Genomic DNA, 17,291 nt, shown 5'->3' with positions numbered 1-17,291 from the left:
ATGAAGGTGTTTGTATTGTTAGCGATGTTTGCGTATTCGGCATGGATATCAGCAGCCGAAGGGCAATGGCAGCCAGTCAAAGATATTTCTTTACTGATTGAGCCCGGCAGCATTCTTGATTTTTCAAATCTGGTTCCGCAGCCAAGCGCGGATAAACGGCTGCTGGTTGCGCCACAGGGCTATTGGGCTACACAAGATAATCCCAGTCAGCCAAAACGATTTTTGATTGCAGCCTTAGGTTTTGGTACAGCCACGGGTGGTTTTCCGGATCACAGCATGGCTACACTTTATGCACGACAGTTACGTATGCATGGCTACAACATGGCCAGACTGGATTTTGTTGAAGACACCTTAATGAGCGGGCGTCAGAAAGATTTTGATGTTGACCCGGACAAACTGGACCGTTTTTATTATCTTTTGGCCGCGTTAAAGCGCGAAGGCATTTACTACGTATTGAATGGATTGAGTTCCGACAACGCCGGATATGGCAATGTGCAGGAACGCTGGGTATCTAAACATGATGCCAAGTTACGTGTGTATTACGACAAAGAGGTGCAAGCCCATTGGAAAAAGCTGATGGAAAAAATGCTGGCCTCAAAAAATCCTTATACAGGCCAAACAACCTTACAAGACACCACATTGGCGGGCGTGATTATGGTCAATGAAGGCGGGCTGGCGTTTGTCACCCGTAACGGCGTGCCGGATGCATTGCGCCCACAATTTGCCGATTGGCTTAAAGTGAAATATGGCAGTACCGCCGCGCTTGCCAAGGCGTGGAAAGGGGAGCTGCGTGCAGGCGAGTCGATCGAAGCCAAGTCTGTGGCTTTCCCCACGCCCAAACAATGGACCGGCACGCGTATGGCGGATACCCAACGTTTTTTTGTGGCGCTAGAAAAGACCACGGGCGATTGGATGACCCAATATCTAAGACAATTGGGTTACAAGGGCATGCTGACTGCATACGATAACTGGTTATCACCTGCGGCACATGTATCACGTGGTCAGTTTGACTGGGTGGATTTGCATAATTACTTTTTTGAACCAACGCTGTTTACGCAGCCCGGTTCAGTAATGCGGCAAGATAGCGCATTGCAAGACGGTGTGAAATATATTCGCGAGTTAGCCAGTGGCAGGCACCTAGGCAAAGCCTATACCGTGACAGAGTTTGGGCAAGTGTTTTGGAATCAATATCGGCGTGAATCTGCGTTGGCAGTACCCGCTTATGCCGCGTTCCAAGGTTGGGATGCTATTTGTCAGCATTCTGGTGCCATTGATTTAAGCTACGCCGCTCCCGGTGGTCGTAAAGATGCTATTTATCCTTTTGTGGTGGGGTTTGACCCAATTGCCAGAGCCACAGACACCTTAGCTGCACTGCTTTATTTACGTGGCGATGTTGCACCCGCCAAACATATGGTCAGCGTGAAGTTGTCAGAGGATTATGTATTTAACCAGAGTGCTTTTCTGGGCAATATGCCAGCAGATATTTCACGTTTGGCACTCGTGACCGGCTTGGGACTGGATTGGAAAAATCGCGTACCTACTAATGCTTATGATGCCGCTGTAGAGCCTGGCAATAGTGCGTTTAAATTGACTGGTAAGCCTACAAGTGACGCTAACCCATCTTCCTTGAGTTTTGCCGAGAAAGTGGATGGTCTGGCGCAACAATATGCCGGAAAACTCGGCCCAAAAATAAGCAAAACTCCATTTGTGGTCGATCAGCGCTGGGCCAGCCGTGTGAGTGCTATGCAAAAAACAGGGTTAATCTCAGCCAATAATTTGACCAATGCAGAGAGTGGTATCTATCAGTCAGATACTGGGCAAATCGTACTGAATAGTCAGCAAAAAAGCCTGATTGTGATGACTCCCAATACCGAAGCTGTCGTGTTTGATGCCTTAACGCCCATACGCTTAAATCATTTGGCCGTGGAGCAAGCGGATGCCCCTGCTTTAATTTCAGTGTCATCTATGGATGGCCAGCCATTACAAGCAAGTAAACGTATGTTGTTAATCGTGGCGACAGATGCACGCAACAGTGATATGCGCTTTATGGATGCAGCCGAAACCACACTGAAAGACTTAGGTAAAAAGCCAGTATTGATGCGTGTTGCTAAATTTAAGCTCAACCTTAAAAACCAACACGCAGCCACACTCAAACTTTTTTCAACCACATTGCGCGGTCAGCGTGGCGATGCGATTCCGGTGACGCAAGACGCAGATGGAATGACTGTGGTACTCGATACTGCCAAGCTTAAACATGGGCCAACGACATATTTTGAGCTTGTTAGTCAGGAGCTCCTGTGAAATCGCTGGTGATTGTTGTGCCTGAGTTATTACCAGTGCCCCCCGTGCAGGGCGGTGCCGTAGAGCATTGGGTGGATGAAGTCAGTCGACGGTTAATCGGCGCAGACGTTAGGCTGGCGATTGTCTCAAGGCCTGCGTATAGTGCTGGGCAATCTGGCATTGAATATATCGGTATCCCTTGGACAAAAATAGAACGATTTTTCCACCGTGTGAAAGAACGCGTCACTTGGAAAAATCCATTGCGTTACCTGGCCAAAATACAAAACGTATTTTCTTATGGGTGTCGTGTTGCGCGTGTAGTTACCAACTTCGACGTGGTGTATTTGCATAATGAACCCAATTTACTGTTGTTTATGCACAAACAGGCTGGCCAAAAAATTGTACTGCATATGCACAATGATCATCTTTCTATGCGCCTGTTTCGCCCGCTGTATCGGCGGGCATTAGCCAAAGTCGATCATGTGATTTGCGTGAGTGATTACATTCGTCGCCAGGCACTGGCAAACTTTCCTGAATATACGCATAAGTTCAGCGTGGTGTTGAATGCAACAGATCCCGATGTCTTTAAACCCTATGGCGATGAGGCCATACGTCAATTACAAGATATCGTCAGCATTGCGCCAGACAAGCATTATTTGCTCTATGTTGGACGCTTAACGCCGATTAAAGGGGTGCATGTGCTGATAGAAGCATTTCAAGCAATCCACCGGCGCCTACCCAACACACGCCTCATTATTACAGGGTCGTCATTTTTTGGTGGCGCTGCTAAAACCAGTTACGAACAAAGCCTGATCACACTGGCTGCCCCCGTGAGCGATGCCATTCTATTTACCGGCTACTTACCGCATGACAAGCTTAAATATCTATATTCCGCAGTAGATGTGGTGGTCTTACCCTCTGTATGGCAGGACCCGTGCCCGCTGGTAGTGTTTGAGACGATGGCATCAGGCACTTGTTTGGTGAGCTCTGCAGTAGGGGGCATTCCCGAAGTAGTCGAGCATGGTAAAGACGGTGTATTGGTCGAAGCCAATAACCCAGCACTGCTTGCACAAGCCGTATGCGATCTAATGGCATCGGATGACATTGGGCGGTTAGCAACCAATGCGCGGAATAAAATCGTTGCCGGTTACACATGGCAAAGATTAGTGGATGAAGTTTTTGACAGACTGTTTAACTCTAAGCATTGAATGGACACTCAATTGGTGAGTATAGATAAACATAATAGGCTTGAATATTTAGATGTTCTTCGGGGAGTGGCAGCTAGTGCAGTGGTCGTGCACCATTTTTTTGGGTATATCTATCATGAATTTGGTAGCGATTATCCATTGCGACAGTTTGTAAATTTTATCACTGCTGAATCAGTCAACTGGGGATTGTTTGGTGTCGTCCTTTTTTTTCTAATTAGTGGATTTATTATCCCTGCAAGCTTGAAACCAGGCGCGACTATAAAAAAATTCTTTATCAGTAGAGTTTTCAGACTTTATCCAGCGTATTGGTTTGTGTTGGTGCTTATTTTAGTCTCTGCAAATTATATTGGGCTATCTAATGCGTATCCCTATTCGCAATTTTTTGCAAACTTAACCATGGTTCCAAAGCTATTTGGAAGTAACGAAATGAGTGGGGTTTTTTGGACATTATTCATTGAAATCATATTTTATATATCTTGCGCAGTACTTTTTTATTTAAAGTGGTTGGATAAGCCTCTAGTGATAGGCGTATCAGCAATAGCCCTAAATATGACAACGGTTCTAGCCATCATTGGAAACAAGTTTTTTCAGCTAGGGATACCAGTTCAATTTATATTATTTCACCTTTCGTTTTTGTTCGCGGGTAATTTATTACGCCTTGCACTCGTTGAAAAAAATAAATCGGCTATGCGTTTGGCAACGGCTTTTTTATTGATTGCTATATGTTCCATTCCCATCGTTACAGGCTTTGTTTTCCCTGTCTTAGAAGCCAAAGAAAAAGGTCTTGTATTGTTTGAGCCTAGTGGGGTGCTGTATGCCTATTTTCTTGCGATATGCTTATTCATGTATGCAATTAATTTTAAAAGCATATCAAACAAGTATTTAGCGGAGCTGGGAAGAGTAAGTTACTCACTATATTTGCTGCATATGTTATGTCTAATATTGGTAGCTCAATTCATAGTTCCTAACACTGTAGTCTCTTTTTTATTTTTTTTAATTCTTTCAATATCAATAAGTTATTTTGCAGCCAAACTTTCCTACACACATATTGAGCTACCTGCAGTGGACCTAGGACGAAAGATTATTCAATCCCGTAGTGTTAAATAAAAAATGCACAATAAATTTAAGAGTTCTTTATGATTGCAATTGTTTATCCACAGTTCTATGGCGTTGGCGGCATTGCGCGTTACTTAGATTCTTTTTTAGCTAATTTGCCAGCAGATCACCCGCCGATTTATTTGATTACGGGCGATGAGCATCAAACAGCCCGTCACTATGCGGGCGTAGAAATCATTCATCTTCCGCTGGCTGCGCATCGGCTCAGTCTAGTAGTTTGGTCTTGGCAAGCACGTAAGCAGCTCATACATTTATACCAAGCCGGTAAAATTAAGTGGGTTAACTTGCACTTTCCGCCGCTGATTCCCGGCCTGTTTCTTCCAAAAGATATCCCTGTGGTGTTAACGGCGCACACCACTTATCTAGGCATGTCTGGCAAGTTTTATACGACCAAGCATTTTGATAGTCAATGGGGGAAATACTCTCTGGCGATCAAGGCATGGATGGAATATCGAATCTTTAGCCGTACGCAAAAAGTCATTACCTTAACTGAACAAGGGCGGCAAGAGGTGCTTGCCTATGAATTCAAAAACGCTATCACGGTGATTCCAAACGGGGCTGATACCGCTTTGTTTACGCCAGATACTTCAGTAGATAAAGATATCGACGTACTATTTTGCGGCAGGATTGAGTTGAGAAAAGGCAGCCGTTCCATGGTGGAGCTGTGCCTACAACTGATTACAAATAAACCGGATATTCGCATTGCGATAGTTGGCTATGGTGATGATTACGCCTGGGTGAAAGACAAGCTTTTGCCATATGCCAACAATATATGGCTGACCGGGAAAGTGTCCTTTTTAGAAACGGTTTCGTATTACAACAGAAGCAAAGTCTACGTGTCGACCTCCTACTACGAAGGCCTACCAGGCACTTGTTTAGAGGCGATGGCGATGGGCTTGCCTGTCGTGGTGTGGGATTTTTTGTTTTATCGCGGGCTGGTGGTTGAAGGCCATACAGGGGTATTGGTTACGCCTAACGATTATGCTGCCATGACGCAAAAAACATTGGCTTTGCTGGTTAGCCAGCAACAGATGTCAATGCTAGGCCAGCATGGACGTGCATTGCTGGAGGCTGAATATCACTGGGCCAAGCTCGCAAAAGATGTATTACGTGTGTTTGAGACACCTGATTAGAAAGAGTCATAGTTTTACCCTCTGCGCAACTGTCTGTTGCGCTTTCAACAAGGTAATTTTTAATACCTTAATTCCCAGAGACTGAATGATGCTGTGCTACCGCGTGAGACATCGGTGGCGGGCATAGTATTTGCCACTATATATCTGTAGGCGATATCAATGATGTGTTGTGAAAAGTAATTTCAATCACGCTGCAAGCTAGATTCCGTAAGGGTTTTGATGAATGAATTGATTTGTTTTTATTCGTTTTGGCTCCCCTCGGAATACTTAGACGCACTGCGGCTTGGTTGAATAAAACCCATTGATTGGTTGTATGCAACCGATTGGTGGCTGGGCAGGCGAGGTGAGTCGTATGCCCAGCGCTGAGTGCATTAGGTGGTGCGATGTTCGGAGACGTTGCTGTAGTAAAAGTTGGTTAAGTATTTTGCATAAGCGAGTGTGTGGAGGTAGTAAAAGCAATGAAGATTATGATGTTGGGTTTACGCGCGTTTCCTGAAGTGCAGGGTGGTGTAGAGACACATGCTGAGCATCTGTGCCCTCTGTTGGTGAAGCTTGGATATGATGTAACGGTAATTACCCGTTCAGCCTATCAATCGGAGCAGATTGGAGCAGAGTGGCAGGGGGTTAAGTTTAAGCCTCTGTGGGCACCCAAAACTAAAGGGTTAGAGGCCATATTGCATAGCTTTATCGGCGTGCTATATGCTGCCATCAAGCGCCCGGATATTCTGCATATTCAGGCAATAGGCCCCGGGCTGATGACGCTATTAGCTCGCTTACTTGGTCTACGCGTAGTCGTGACGCATCATGGCCCTGACTATGAACGTCAAAAATGGGGACGCTTCGCGCGCCTAGTATTGCGCTTAGGCGAGCGGTTTGGCATGCGCTGGTCCAATGGACGGGTTGCTATCTCAAAAGTCATTACTGATCTGGTACGTGATAAGCATGGTGTTGAATCAGCACTTATCCCGAATGGCGTGGTATTGCCGCAATTACCACTATCTACTGTTGCACTTAACCAATTTGGACTTATCCCAGAACGTTATGTATTGTTGGTTGGCCGATTAGTGCCAGAAAAACGCCATTTGGATTTAATCGATGCGTTTGTTAAAGCTGCAATTCCCGGCTGGAAATTAGTCATCGTGGGTGGGTCAGATCACCCTGATAGTTATCAAACCTCTTTGGTGAATCGCGCTGTGATGACGCCAAATGTAGTGATGACTGGTTTTCAAAAAGGCTTGGCACTTAGGGAGCTGTACGCGCATGCAGGTTTGTTTGTGCTGCCATCTTCGCACGAAGGGTTGCCCATTGTCATGCTGGAAGCGCTTAGTTTTGGTTTGCCCATCATCGCGAGCGGTATCCCTGCAAATTTAGAAGTAGGGCTGTCACAAGAGCATTATTTCCCACTTGGAGACATTGATACATTGGCGACCAAATTGAAAGAGCGGGTGCTCAATCCAATCGGCCCAGGTGAACGCGAGTTTGTTCGTCAATGGGTGGTTGGGCGCTATAACTGGCAAAGAATTGCTGAAAATACTGCGCAACTATACAAAGATGTCATGGATGATAAACCGCACTCTGTCATGAAGTCACATTCGGTAATCAAAGTGACTAATCAGGATACCAAGTTGATGGGGCAGTTTGAGTAGCATTAAGTTGTTTTGCAGGTCTTGTGTGTAAGTTGCATCTATTCGGCGGTATCGGTGAAAAAAACGTGACTAACGAATAATAATCGCGTAACATACGCCGCTCGTTGCAGAACGCATTAATTCATGTACCACCGTTTCATACGGAATGCATGGATTTGACTCACTTAACAGTGTTTTTCTACTGGGAAAATCAGTGAGTTTCGCGTATAATGCACCGCTTACGCGCCCGTAGCTCAGCTGGATAGAGTACTTGGCTACGAACCAAGGGGTCAGGAGTTCGAATCTCTTCGGGCGCGCCAAATAAAACAAAGGGTTAGCTTAGGCTAGCCCTTTGTCATTTGATGATCTGTATACGATAATCTGTAGTACAAGGCTGAGCGCTAGAAGCAAGCGCCACTAAGTGCATGCTCAGTATTGATATATTTGCGCTGGGTTGTCATCTAGCACTTTAGGTGCCGGAAAAATTGAGATGGTGTGATTTAAAAATGCTTATGCAGTAAGGGTGGCTTAGCATAAAAGTGACCATCAATATTGATTTGTGAATTTTGCCAATCGGACAACTGCAACTCTGCTTCTGATGGACCTATGTGATAAGTGCGTTGAATTACCCGTGCGAAACGGTCACGTTTTCCGGCAACCATTTCTAACTGCTGATCACTGATTTCTGTCCAATTTTGCTTTATCTTTCCTTTAAAGTCATCCCAGTTATTTTCAATGTGATCCCAATTCATAATCGTTTTTCTCCTTACTGACGCATGATTTAATTTTTTTAATACAAAAAATTGCTTGGCCAATACACCTTGATATCCACTTTAAAAGCGGCATAAACAACGTGCTTATTGGCGCATACATAGTTCTGATGCAATAAAACGCATTAAAGTTCTGTTCAGTTTCATTTCGTAACAATTTCATCTACTAATCTGGTCAATGCTTATTTAGCCAATCCAAGCCAAATTAACTTGTGTTGAAAGGCAAGTGACTTCCGGCGTAGGTAGGTTCTTACGATAAGTAGAGGGTTTGACCTATATAGAGAATGATATCTGGCGAATATGATGATTACATGATTGTTAACAACAATTAACTTATCAAATTAAGGGGTGAGGATATGCTTTACTATGCTTTGTTGTTTTTGGTGATATCTATTATCGCGGGGGTGTTAGGGTTTCGCGGAGTAGAGTCCGGTGCTGCCAAAATTTCCAAATTGTTCTTTTTTGTATTCTTGGCGCTTGCTTTATTAGTGGTGCTTGCGGCCATTCTTGGAGTGAGTTTGTTTGCCTAATGAACGATGCAATTAGATACACTTTGTTTGGAGTAAATGTATAACGCAATCTCACCTACCCACTAGAGCAAGTGGCCCAGGGCAGTGTGAATAACGGGGCACAGTGGATGACGAAGCTGGCTGCTTTATTTACGCACAGATAAATGCAGCCTTCTCTGCCAGTAACGTTTCAAACGCATCGGCAGGGACTGGTTTTGAGAATAAGTAGCCTTGTCCGAAATCACAACCTGCTTTAATCAATAGGTCTAACTGCGCTTGGGTTTCAATCCCTTCTGCAATGACCTTTTTGCCTAGTTTATGTGCCATTACAATAATGGCCTCGCATAACGCCATATCGCTAGAACCTGCTTGGATATTGGAGGTAAATGACTTGTCTATTTTGACATAATCAATGTCGAATTTTCTTAAATAGGCGAGCGATGAGTAGCCCGTGCCAAAATCATCAATCGCTATTTTAATGCCTGTTTTACTGTAACTATCCAACTGTTGAATCACTGCATCGCGCGCATCTAACAATAACCCTTCTGTAATCTCAATACACATGCTGTTGCCAGGCAGGTTGCGTGCATGTAGATGGTTGACCCAGTTCAAATGGTATTTGAGATTAGCCCTGAACTGCACAGGGGAGCGATTAATACTGATTTGAAAATTGGGTTGATGCATGCGCCATTTGATGACTTGCTCTACCGCCTCGGTAAATACCCAATCACCAATTTCAATGATCATGCCAGTGTCTTCTGCAATGGGGATAAACTCAGCAGGACTCACCAAGCCACGCGTCGGGTGTTGCCAGCGGATGAGCGCTTCTGCTTTATGAATATCCCCTGTGTCGAGATCGACAATAGGTTGGTAATAGAGTGTAAGTTGATTGGCAGCTATTGCACCACGTAAATCATTGCTTAGATTCCAACGATTTAACGCATGGTTTTGCATGACTGACGTGAAGTAGTGATAGCGATTTCTGCCATTTTGTTTCGCCACATACATGGCTTGGTCTGCATTTTTAAGTAACACTTCTACTTCATCGCCATCCACTGGGTAAGCGCTAATGCCGATACTAACGCTGATATAGACAACTTCCCCATCCAAATGAAAGGGCTCCGTGAATTTATCTAAAATACTTTGCGCAATACGCTCAGTGCTAATTTGATTGTCGATATTATTCAATATCACGGTAAATTCATCGCCGCCCATGCGCGCGACAGTATCATCTGCTCTTACACATTTCATGAGACGGTCTGCCGCTTCTTTCAACAATACATCACCCATATCATGGCCGAGCGTATCATTGACCTCTTTAAAGCGGTCCAAATCAAGATACATTAAAGTAATGGGTTGTTGGTCGCGTTTGGCATACTTGAGCACCTGTTGAAATCGATCTAGAAACAAGACTCGGTTAGGCAGGCGTGTGATTTGATCGTAGTGCGCTAATTGAAATAGTTGATTCTCTGCATTCTTTCTTTCACTGATGTCCGTATGCGTACCAATCATTCGCAAAGGTTTTCCATCGGCATTTCGGCTAATTACCATGCCACGGCTAAGTGTCCACTTCCAAGTACCATCTTTACAAAGCAGACGGTATTCGGACACATACAAGTCTTTTTTCCCATGTAGATAGTCTTGTGTATCTTCTATTTGATGCATTAAATCATCGGGATGGACGAGCTGACGCCCAGCGCTAGACGTTTCTTCAATCTCGTTATTGGTGTAGCCGTAGATTTCTTTCCAGCGCGCAGAGCGAAACACTTGGTCCGTGACCATATCCCAGTCCCAAACGCCATCGCCAGCACCTTCTAAAGCGAATTTCCAGCGATCCTCACTTACATGCAAAGAAGTTTTAACATCGAACTGTTTTTGTACGCTGCCACGCACTAAAAAATAAAGCATAAAAGCGGTAAGCGTAATAAATGCGCCACCTTTATAAATACTGTATTCAGTGAATTGCTCTTGCGAAGAGACTAGCGCCTCCAGAATGTTATCGCTAAAAAATATCCAAAAAAGACCAGATAAAATGTAGATAACAAAAATACGTAAAGCAATTAAATGTGGGGTATATGGAGCTTTTCTCCAGACACTGATCACTGACTTACTCCTTAAAGTATTCAACCATTTAACGAATGCATACACCATTTTCACCATTCAAAGCCGTCTCTAGTACTGGTAAATGCAGAGAAATCCAATACACCAAGCTAGGCTGGTTGTAAGAATAAAGGGTCGCGCTAATTGTGCAGCGCCTCATTGCTGAAACAAACTATTGAAAGTAGTACAGCAATTGGATCGACAGTTCACAATATCGCATTGATTTATATAATACATTTTTCATCTCTCTTGATAACCCAAGAATAGAGGTGCAAATATATATTACAAAAACTAATAGCGCACACACAAATATTACGTGTTTGGCCAAATAGTGTGCGTGTTCATCGGTTGTACAAGTAGATTTTGTTTGAGTAATTATCCCTTTTGTCTCAGCAAGATATAGGTTGTGGGTCATGATCATTAATGAGTGGTTATAGCCATGCTTGGTGCGACTGGTCTTGTGGTTTGGTGGCGTAAGCACGTATCCCGCCATCGATACACATTTCAGAAAGTACTAATTAGGCTCGGGAAAAAATCCCCAAAGCTGAGACATAGCAAGTGCAATGAGAGCGTTTTAACCTATCAGATTTTACTAAGGAAAATTGCTTCTATACCCTATAGCTAATGACTGCAGCATATGGGAAAGCAGACAACTACAACCAAACGGATGGTTGTAGTCAACCAGATGTGTATTGTTAAAAAATAATATTAAAGTGATAACAATGACTTACATGTTGTAAGCTAGGCGGTACAAATCTTGCAACATAGCTCAAAACCCCATTTTTGAGCCTTTCATGACAGCATTAGATCCAAGCGCCATTGATTTTATACATACCTATCAACACCATCAGCGTTGGATTTATGCTTGGCTGTGTAAAAAGCTGGGATCCAGCCAAGATGCGGCTGATTTAACACAAGATACGTTTGTAAAGCTACTGCAAAAATCAGAACCATTGACGATCGCAGAGCCACGCGCTTACCTCACGACCATTGCACATGGCTTGATGGTGAATCATATCCGTAGACGCGATATTGAACGGGCGTATCTAGAGGAGGTGGCACACTTTTCCCCTGCTGCAGCCCCATCTGAAGAGTCGCGTGCAATGGCGTTAGAGTTGCTCATCAAAATTGATACATTGCTGGGCGGTTTGCCATACAAGACTCAGAAAGCATTTTTGCTTTCGCAGGTGGATGGGTTGACGCACGCGCAAATTGCGGCTGATTTACGTATCTCAGTGGCTTCTGTTAGGCTTTATATTAAAAAAGCATTGCTGCATTGTGTGGCGCTGCAACAAGCATCAATATGCTAGCTCGCTCATTTAATCACGCCCTAGATGAGGCCAGTGACTGGTTTGTCAAACTTTCTTCAGGCGATGCAAAAGAGCGGGATTTCATTGCATTTAAGCAATGGCAAGAGGCAGATGCTTTGCATAAGCAGGCTTGGCAAAAAATTGAGCAAACGACACAACATTTTAAAACCGTTGCTAGCCATCAAGAGATTAATCAAACCTTACAGCGCCTATATAGCGCGCCGTCTCCACAGCGTCGATTAGCACTTAAACAGCTAGCTGTATTGATTGGCGCTGGTGGGTTAGGTTATGCAGGGTATCAAACGCAGCCATGGCAACCACTCTTGGCCGATTACCGTACGCCTACGGGCGGACCACAGCAAGTGACGCTGGCAGATGGCAGTACGCTCACCTTAAATAGTGCTAGCAGTGTCAATATTCACTTTACAGAGTCTGAGCGTTGGATTGAACTGATTGCGGGTGAGGTGCTGATTGAAACTGCACATGAGCAAGGGCGTTCATACCGTCCATTGTTGGTCACTACCCAACACGGCAAGACGGTAGCACTGGGTACCCGCTTTACGGTGAGGGACTTTGGTGGTCACACACAAGTCAGTGTGTTTGATGGCGCGGTGCGCGTTTCCCCACAAAACAATACACAGCAGAGTATTACTTTGCAGGCTGGTGAGTCGATTCAATTTTCAGTAAGTCAACTTTCACAAAAGGCAGATGCCAGTACGTTAGATGCGTTATGGGCAAAAGGATTTATCGTTGTTGATAACATGCGGCTAGATGCGTTTGTTCAAGCGCTGTCACGTTACCGTCCGGGCTTGTTGCAATGTGACCCGGCAGTAGCTGACATTCAAATTTCCGGCTCTTTCCCTATACATGATACGGATATTACGCTGCAGCATATTGCAGAAAAATTCCCAGTAAAAATCCAGACCTATACAAAGTTCTTTACTAAAGTCAGCGCGCTTTAATCCTGGTTTTTTAAACGTATTTTCCATATTTGCTAAAAAAATTAAAAAAACATTAGCACTTTTTAATTCTCGATTGGCATAACAGCAATATCACTTCAGTTATGGCTAGAGGGTTCTCATGCAGTGGCAGCACTTCACACAAAAAATAGACAGCAATAGACTTGTCGCGCATGCCTATAAGGCAATTGGCATCATTGTTTTACTCCTACTAATCATGATGCTTGTACTATGGTTTTTGCCAGAAGCCCATGCTGAAGATAAAGCATTGAATACCACTTTGCCCAAAATGAATATCCGTATTCCTGCAGGTAATCTTGGTACGGCACTGAGTGGTTATGCCGCAGAATCTGGAGTAACGCTTGTATTTGACCCGCAACTCACGCAAGGCAAAACAACACATGGATTAAAAGGTAGCTACAGCCTGCAAGAAGGGTTTAATGAGATATTGAAAGACACCGGGCTGGAGGCTACGCCTGATAATAAGGGCGGATATTTACTCAAACGCTTGCCCCCAAAAGCGAATGTATCTGTCACTGAAGACAAAACCGTTGAGTTAGACACCATTAACGTCCGCGCTAAGCGATATAAAGCCATAGGCCCCATGCCTGGGCTTGCCTTAACTAAAGAGCAAATCCCCGGCAATGTGCAGAGTGTAACCGCCAAAGAAATTAAAGAGGCGCACGCGCTAAGCCTTACCGACTTAATGAACAGTAAGCTGCAATCGGTCAACGTGAATGACTATCAAGGGAATCCATTTCAAATGGATGTGACTTACCGTGGCTTTACGGCTTCACCGCAGCTCGGTACACCTCAAGGCCTCAGTGTGTTTTTTGATGGTATTCGCGTGAATGAGCCTTTTGGGGATGTGGTGAACTGGGACATGATTCCAACCAATGCACTGGAGGGCATGGATGTTTACCCGGGATCTAACCCGCTATTTGGTTTAAATACCTTGGGTGGCGCCTTGGCGGTAAAAACCAAAAGTGGCTTTACCACCGAAGGAGTAAGCGCAGAAGTGTTGGCAGGCTCTTTTGGACGTAAGCAATTTCAAGTATCCGGCGGTGTGAATAATGGTGACTTTGCAGCGTTTGGCGCGGGTAATTTTTTTTTAGAAGATGGCTGGCGTGATAACTCGCCAAGTAAAGTCAATCAAGCATTTGGTAAGTTAGAGTGGCAAGGCGAGCGCGCTTCATTGGCATTCTCTTCTTTAGCCGCAGTCAATAAACTAGTGGGTAACGGTACTGTGCCGATTGAATTGTATGAGCAAAACTCAACAGCAGTGTTTACCTCGCCAGATGTCACGCGCAATAAGTTATTGCAGTTTCAACTATCGGGCGTGTTTGATGTCAGCGATACGTTTAGCATTACCGGCATGGTGTATAAGCGCGGTAGTAATCGCGTGTCTACCACTGGCGATATTATTGATATTGATACGTTTAGAGAGGCTTTTCGCGCAACACGTGAACCCACGCCCGGCAAAACTTATACCTGTGCATTTACCGATGCCAATGCAGATGGCTTGCCTGATTATTATCTTGATACTTTGGATGCAAATAACCCCAGCCCTTTTTACGCAGACTTCAATGCAACTGGCGGTTCTGTCCCTAACTATGCATTAGCTGGCCCACTTAATGCAAACATTCCCACTGCAGATTTAACACGATTTATAAATGCTTTTAGCGCGCCAAATGGCAGTAGTGTTTTGGAAAGTAATGCAGATGTGGGTCTAAGTGCCTCTGACTTTTTTAGTTTTGATAACAACGGCACCCAAACCTATTTGCTATTTAAACCACCTGTCAATCAGGCTGACTGTACAGACCCACTAGACCGTATTGAACAAGACAATGGCGTAGCAATACTCGGCGATACTTTACCAGATGGCACGTCGGCAGGACGGCGTAGAGATGGTGCTTTAACGAATACCAACGGTGCTGTGAATGGCACTGGTACAGGCGTGGTAGCGGGAACACCTACTGCAATCATCACTAACTCTAATATTGAGCAGGCAACACAAGGGGGCGCAGTCCAGCTTAACTGGAATACTGACTATCATAAATTTATGGTAGGGGCGTCTGTGGATGCTTCTTCTGCTACTTATTTGGGTAAACAGCGATATGGACAAGTGGATGATCAGCGCAATGTATTTAACGACCCCAGTCAGTTGGGTAAAGAGTTTTATGCGGCGGATCATGATGTCACCATTAACGACTTTGATGGTGAGTTAAAAACGCAAAGTGTCTATTTTAGTGAGACTTGGACGCCTACCGAAACGCTCAATATTGCTTTCTCTGGCCGCTATAACTACACCGATGTACAAAATAGACTGGCCCCACAGAAAGTCAATGGTGTGGGATCGGATATTGCAAAACTGCTTAACCAATATGATTTTGTGACGATTTGCCCAGGCACAGACCTCAGCAATTGCCCTATTAATTTGTCTGCGCCTGTCCCGTTAGAAGACAGGCTAGCGCGTACAAACAGCACGTTGAATAGTCTCGATAAAAAAATCACAGAAAAATTTAATTATCATTCACTCAACCCTGCGGTAGGGGTCACTTGGCAAGCCACACCACGCTTAAATCTTTATGCAAGTTGGAATCAAGGTACGCGGGTGCCCTCAGTCATTGAACTAGGTTGTGCATATGACGGAACTATTGTGCCTTACGGTAGGGATGAGTTTGGCAACTTTGTGGACATAGAAGAATTGCGAAGACGCTATCCAAACGACCCAGGTGTGCGAGTGATTGGTTCTAAGCCACGTAGCCTATTAGATGGACGCGGCTGTAATTTACCAAGCTCTCTATCGGGTGACCCGTATCTGCCACAAGTGGTGGCACAAACGACAGAGTTTGGCGCACGCGGTAAATTTAGAGATTTATTAGAGTGGAATGTCAGTGCGTATCAAACCAATTTAAAAGATGATTTGTATTTAGTATCGCCAACCCCTACTTTAAGCTTCTTCCAAAATGTCGGTGCAACGCGCCGTCGTGGCATTGAGTTTGGATTATCCGGCGAGTATGGACGGTCCGATTTTAGAGTCAACTACTCGCTGACGGAAGCCACATTTCAATCTGACTTTAGGATGTTAAGCCTCAATAATAGCTCTTTTTTAAGTAACGAGACCACAAATCCATTGTATGGGCAGATTAGAGTAAAGCCGGGTGACCGCATGCCAGGGGTGCCATTGCATAACGTAAATGTTAGCTGGGGATATAAGGTGACACCCGCATTGAAATTGGGGTTGACCATGGTTGGCCACAGCGATGCGTTTGTGCGTGGCAATGAAAACAATGAGCATACGGCAGGACCTGGCCGAGGCATTGTGACGACAGGATTAGATGCGACAGGGCAGGCAGCACAAATCACTATCCCTACACCTGACTTTAAGCGGAATGGTAAGTCTGACGGCTATGCGGTGCTCAATTTCAGAGCCAGTTATGAGATTAATAAAAGCTGGAAAGCCGGACTCATTATCAATAACTTATTAGATAAGCAATATTTCTCGGCTGGTCGATTAGGGTTAACGCCATTTTCACCATCCACCTATGGGGCAATTGGCCCAGGCGGCTTTAACTATAATTCGAGTGAGTGGACATCCACACAATTTATGTCAGCAGGCGCACCGCGTGGCGTATGGGCGACACTTGCATATGATTTTGATGCATCTAAAAAAGCGTTACCCCGCGTTAATTTTGGCACGGAGCCAGACACATTGCCACCTGAAGCGCCACCACCCTCTGCGCAGGAGTTGGCGCTTCAAAAAACCATGGCAACACTATCCACACTCCCGGTACTCAAGTTAAATGCTGAGCAATCTACACGTATTGCTAAAGATGAGGTCACTGCCACAATTGAATCGTGGAAAGCTGCGCTGATGGCAGGCAATACAGAAAAAGTGCTGCAACATTATGCGCCGACATTTGCGCCAGAAGGTATGAGTCATGCCGCTTGGGAAGAGCAGCAAAAAATAGACATGTTCACTGAGCCTAATTTGGCAATCACCATCAAAGACTTGCTGGTGACACCACAAGGTAAGCGCATGGCGGCTGTGTTTAAGCAAGTGGTCACTTCTGCGCAGGGAGAGCAAGCCACTAAGAAAATACTATACCTTGAGCAACAGAATGGGCGTTGGACGATTGTGGGTGAGTATGCCGCTAAAGCGCGTGAAGCTAAGTTGATAAGTAGTGAGCAGCAGTTAAAAACACAGAAAAATAGTGCAGTAAAAGTTAAAAATATTCAGGTTAGCCTGACTGCGGAGAACAAATAATGCACATGTTT

11 protein-coding genes and 1 tRNA gene are annotated in these 17,291 nt (G+C 44.7%); 10 read left to right on the top strand and 2 right to left on the bottom strand.

The window, feature by feature from the left end:
* From FG11_RS09090 to FG11_RS09065, 6 genes are all read left to right on the top strand, one after another.
* The gene (locus FG11_RS09090) at positions 1–2,301 is read left to right on the top strand and encodes a hypothetical protein (RefSeq protein WP_047534480.1); all 2,301 of its coding nucleotides are present in this window, start codon (positions 1–3) and stop codon (positions 2,299–2,301) included.
* Complete coding sequence (locus FG11_RS09085; protein ID WP_047534478.1) at positions 2,298–3,488, top strand: glycosyltransferase family 4 protein; 1,191 nt, start codon at positions 2,298–2,300, stop codon at positions 3,486–3,488. Before FG11_RS09090 ends, FG11_RS09085 begins: the two co-directional genes overlap by 4 nt.
* Positions 3,489–4,595, top strand: a complete 1,107-nt coding sequence (locus tag FG11_RS09080) for an acyltransferase family protein (protein ID WP_047534476.1) — start codon at positions 3,489–3,491, stop codon at positions 4,593–4,595.
* A 29-nt stretch (positions 4,596–4,624) separates the two neighbouring features.
* The gene (locus FG11_RS09075; RefSeq protein ID WP_047534473.1) at positions 4,625–5,737 is read left to right on the top strand and encodes a glycosyltransferase family 4 protein; all 1,113 of its coding nucleotides are present in this window, start codon (positions 4,625–4,627) and stop codon (positions 5,735–5,737) included.
* Positions 5,738–6,195: 458 nt separating this feature from the next.
* A complete protein-coding gene (locus FG11_RS09070; RefSeq protein WP_235276369.1) occupies positions 6,196–7,383 on the top strand; it encodes a glycosyltransferase family 4 protein in 1,188 nt (395 codons plus the stop codon).
* 222 nt (positions 7,384–7,605) lie between these two features.
* Positions 7,606–7,682, top strand: a tRNA-Arg gene (locus FG11_RS09065).
* A 180-nt stretch (positions 7,683–7,862) separates the two neighbouring features.
* Here the strand turns inward: FG11_RS09065 and FG11_RS09060 are convergent.
* A complete protein-coding gene (locus FG11_RS09060) occupies positions 7,863–8,177 on the bottom strand; it encodes a hypothetical protein (protein ID WP_157355063.1) in 315 nt (104 codons plus the stop codon).
* 311 nt (positions 8,178–8,488) lie between these two features.
* On the opposite strand from FG11_RS09060, the gene FG11_RS13480 reads away from it, so the two are divergent.
* Positions 8,489–8,662 carry a DUF1328 domain-containing protein gene (locus FG11_RS13480; RefSeq protein WP_025224823.1) on the top strand — a complete coding sequence of 58 codons (174 nt, stop codon included), beginning with the start codon at positions 8,489–8,491 and terminating at the stop codon, positions 8,660–8,662.
* Between the two features lie 129 nt (positions 8,663–8,791).
* Here FG11_RS13480 and FG11_RS09050 read toward each other — a convergent pair whose 3' ends face one another.
* The gene (locus FG11_RS09050; protein ID WP_047534465.1) at positions 8,792–10,744 is read right to left on the bottom strand and encodes a putative bifunctional diguanylate cyclase/phosphodiesterase; all 1,953 of its coding nucleotides are present in this window, start codon (positions 10,742–10,744) and stop codon (positions 8,792–8,794) included.
* Positions 10,745–11,535: 791 nt separating this feature from the next.
* Between FG11_RS09050 and FG11_RS09045 the strand changes: the two genes are divergently transcribed.
* The 3 genes from FG11_RS09045 (at position 11,536) to FG11_RS09035 (ending at position 17,280) form a co-directional block, all read left to right on the top strand.
* The gene (locus FG11_RS09045) at positions 11,536–12,051 is read left to right on the top strand and encodes a sigma-70 family RNA polymerase sigma factor (protein ID WP_047534464.1); all 516 of its coding nucleotides are present in this window, start codon (positions 11,536–11,538) and stop codon (positions 12,049–12,051) included.
* The gene (locus tag FG11_RS09040) at positions 12,045–13,013 is read left to right on the top strand and encodes a FecR domain-containing protein (RefSeq protein WP_020182764.1); all 969 of its coding nucleotides are present in this window, start codon (positions 12,045–12,047) and stop codon (positions 13,011–13,013) included. The genes FG11_RS09045 and FG11_RS09040 overlap by 7 nt, the downstream gene beginning before the upstream one ends.
* 214 nt (positions 13,014–13,227) lie before the next feature.
* Positions 13,228–17,280, top strand: coding sequence for a TonB-dependent receptor domain-containing protein (locus FG11_RS09035; RefSeq protein ID WP_235276368.1), 4,053 nt, complete (start codon positions 13,228–13,230; stop codon positions 17,278–17,280).
* Positions 17,281–17,291: the final 11 nt, after the last annotated feature.

The organism is Methylotenera sp. N17, assembly GCF_000799155.1.
Taxonomy (GTDB): Bacteria; Pseudomonadota; Gammaproteobacteria; order Burkholderiales; family Methylophilaceae; genus Methylophilus.
The sequence above is the reverse complement of the archived record's forward strand: the minus strand, read 5'-3'. Positions and strand labels throughout refer to the sequence as shown.

Bases quoted from the DNA above. Each gene is read 5' to 3' on its own strand.
- FG11_RS09090 (WP_047534480.1), top strand. From the start codon at position 1: ATGAAGGTGTTTGTATTGTTAGCGATGTTTGCGTATTCGGCATGGATA.
- FG11_RS09080 (WP_047534476.1), top strand. From the start codon at position 3,489: ATGGACACTCAATTGGTGAGTATAGATAAACATAATAGGCTTGAATAT.
- FG11_RS09075 (WP_047534473.1), top strand. From the start codon at position 4,625: ATGATTGCAATTGTTTATCCACAGTTCTATGGCGTTGGCGGCATTGCG.
- FG11_RS09070 (WP_235276369.1), top strand. From the start codon at position 6,196: ATGAAGATTATGATGTTGGGTTTACGCGCGTTTCCTGAAGTGCAGGGT.
- FG11_RS13480 (WP_025224823.1), top strand. From the start codon at position 8,489: ATGCTTTACTATGCTTTGTTGTTTTTGGTGATATCTATTATCGCGGGG.
- FG11_RS09045 (WP_047534464.1), top strand. From the start codon at position 11,536: ATGACAGCATTAGATCCAAGCGCCATTGATTTTATACATACCTATCAA.
- FG11_RS09040 (WP_020182764.1), top strand. From the start codon at position 12,045: ATGCTAGCTCGCTCATTTAATCACGCCCTAGATGAGGCCAGTGACTGG.
- FG11_RS09035 (WP_235276368.1), top strand. From the start codon at position 13,228: ATGATGCTTGTACTATGGTTTTTGCCAGAAGCCCATGCTGAAGATAAA.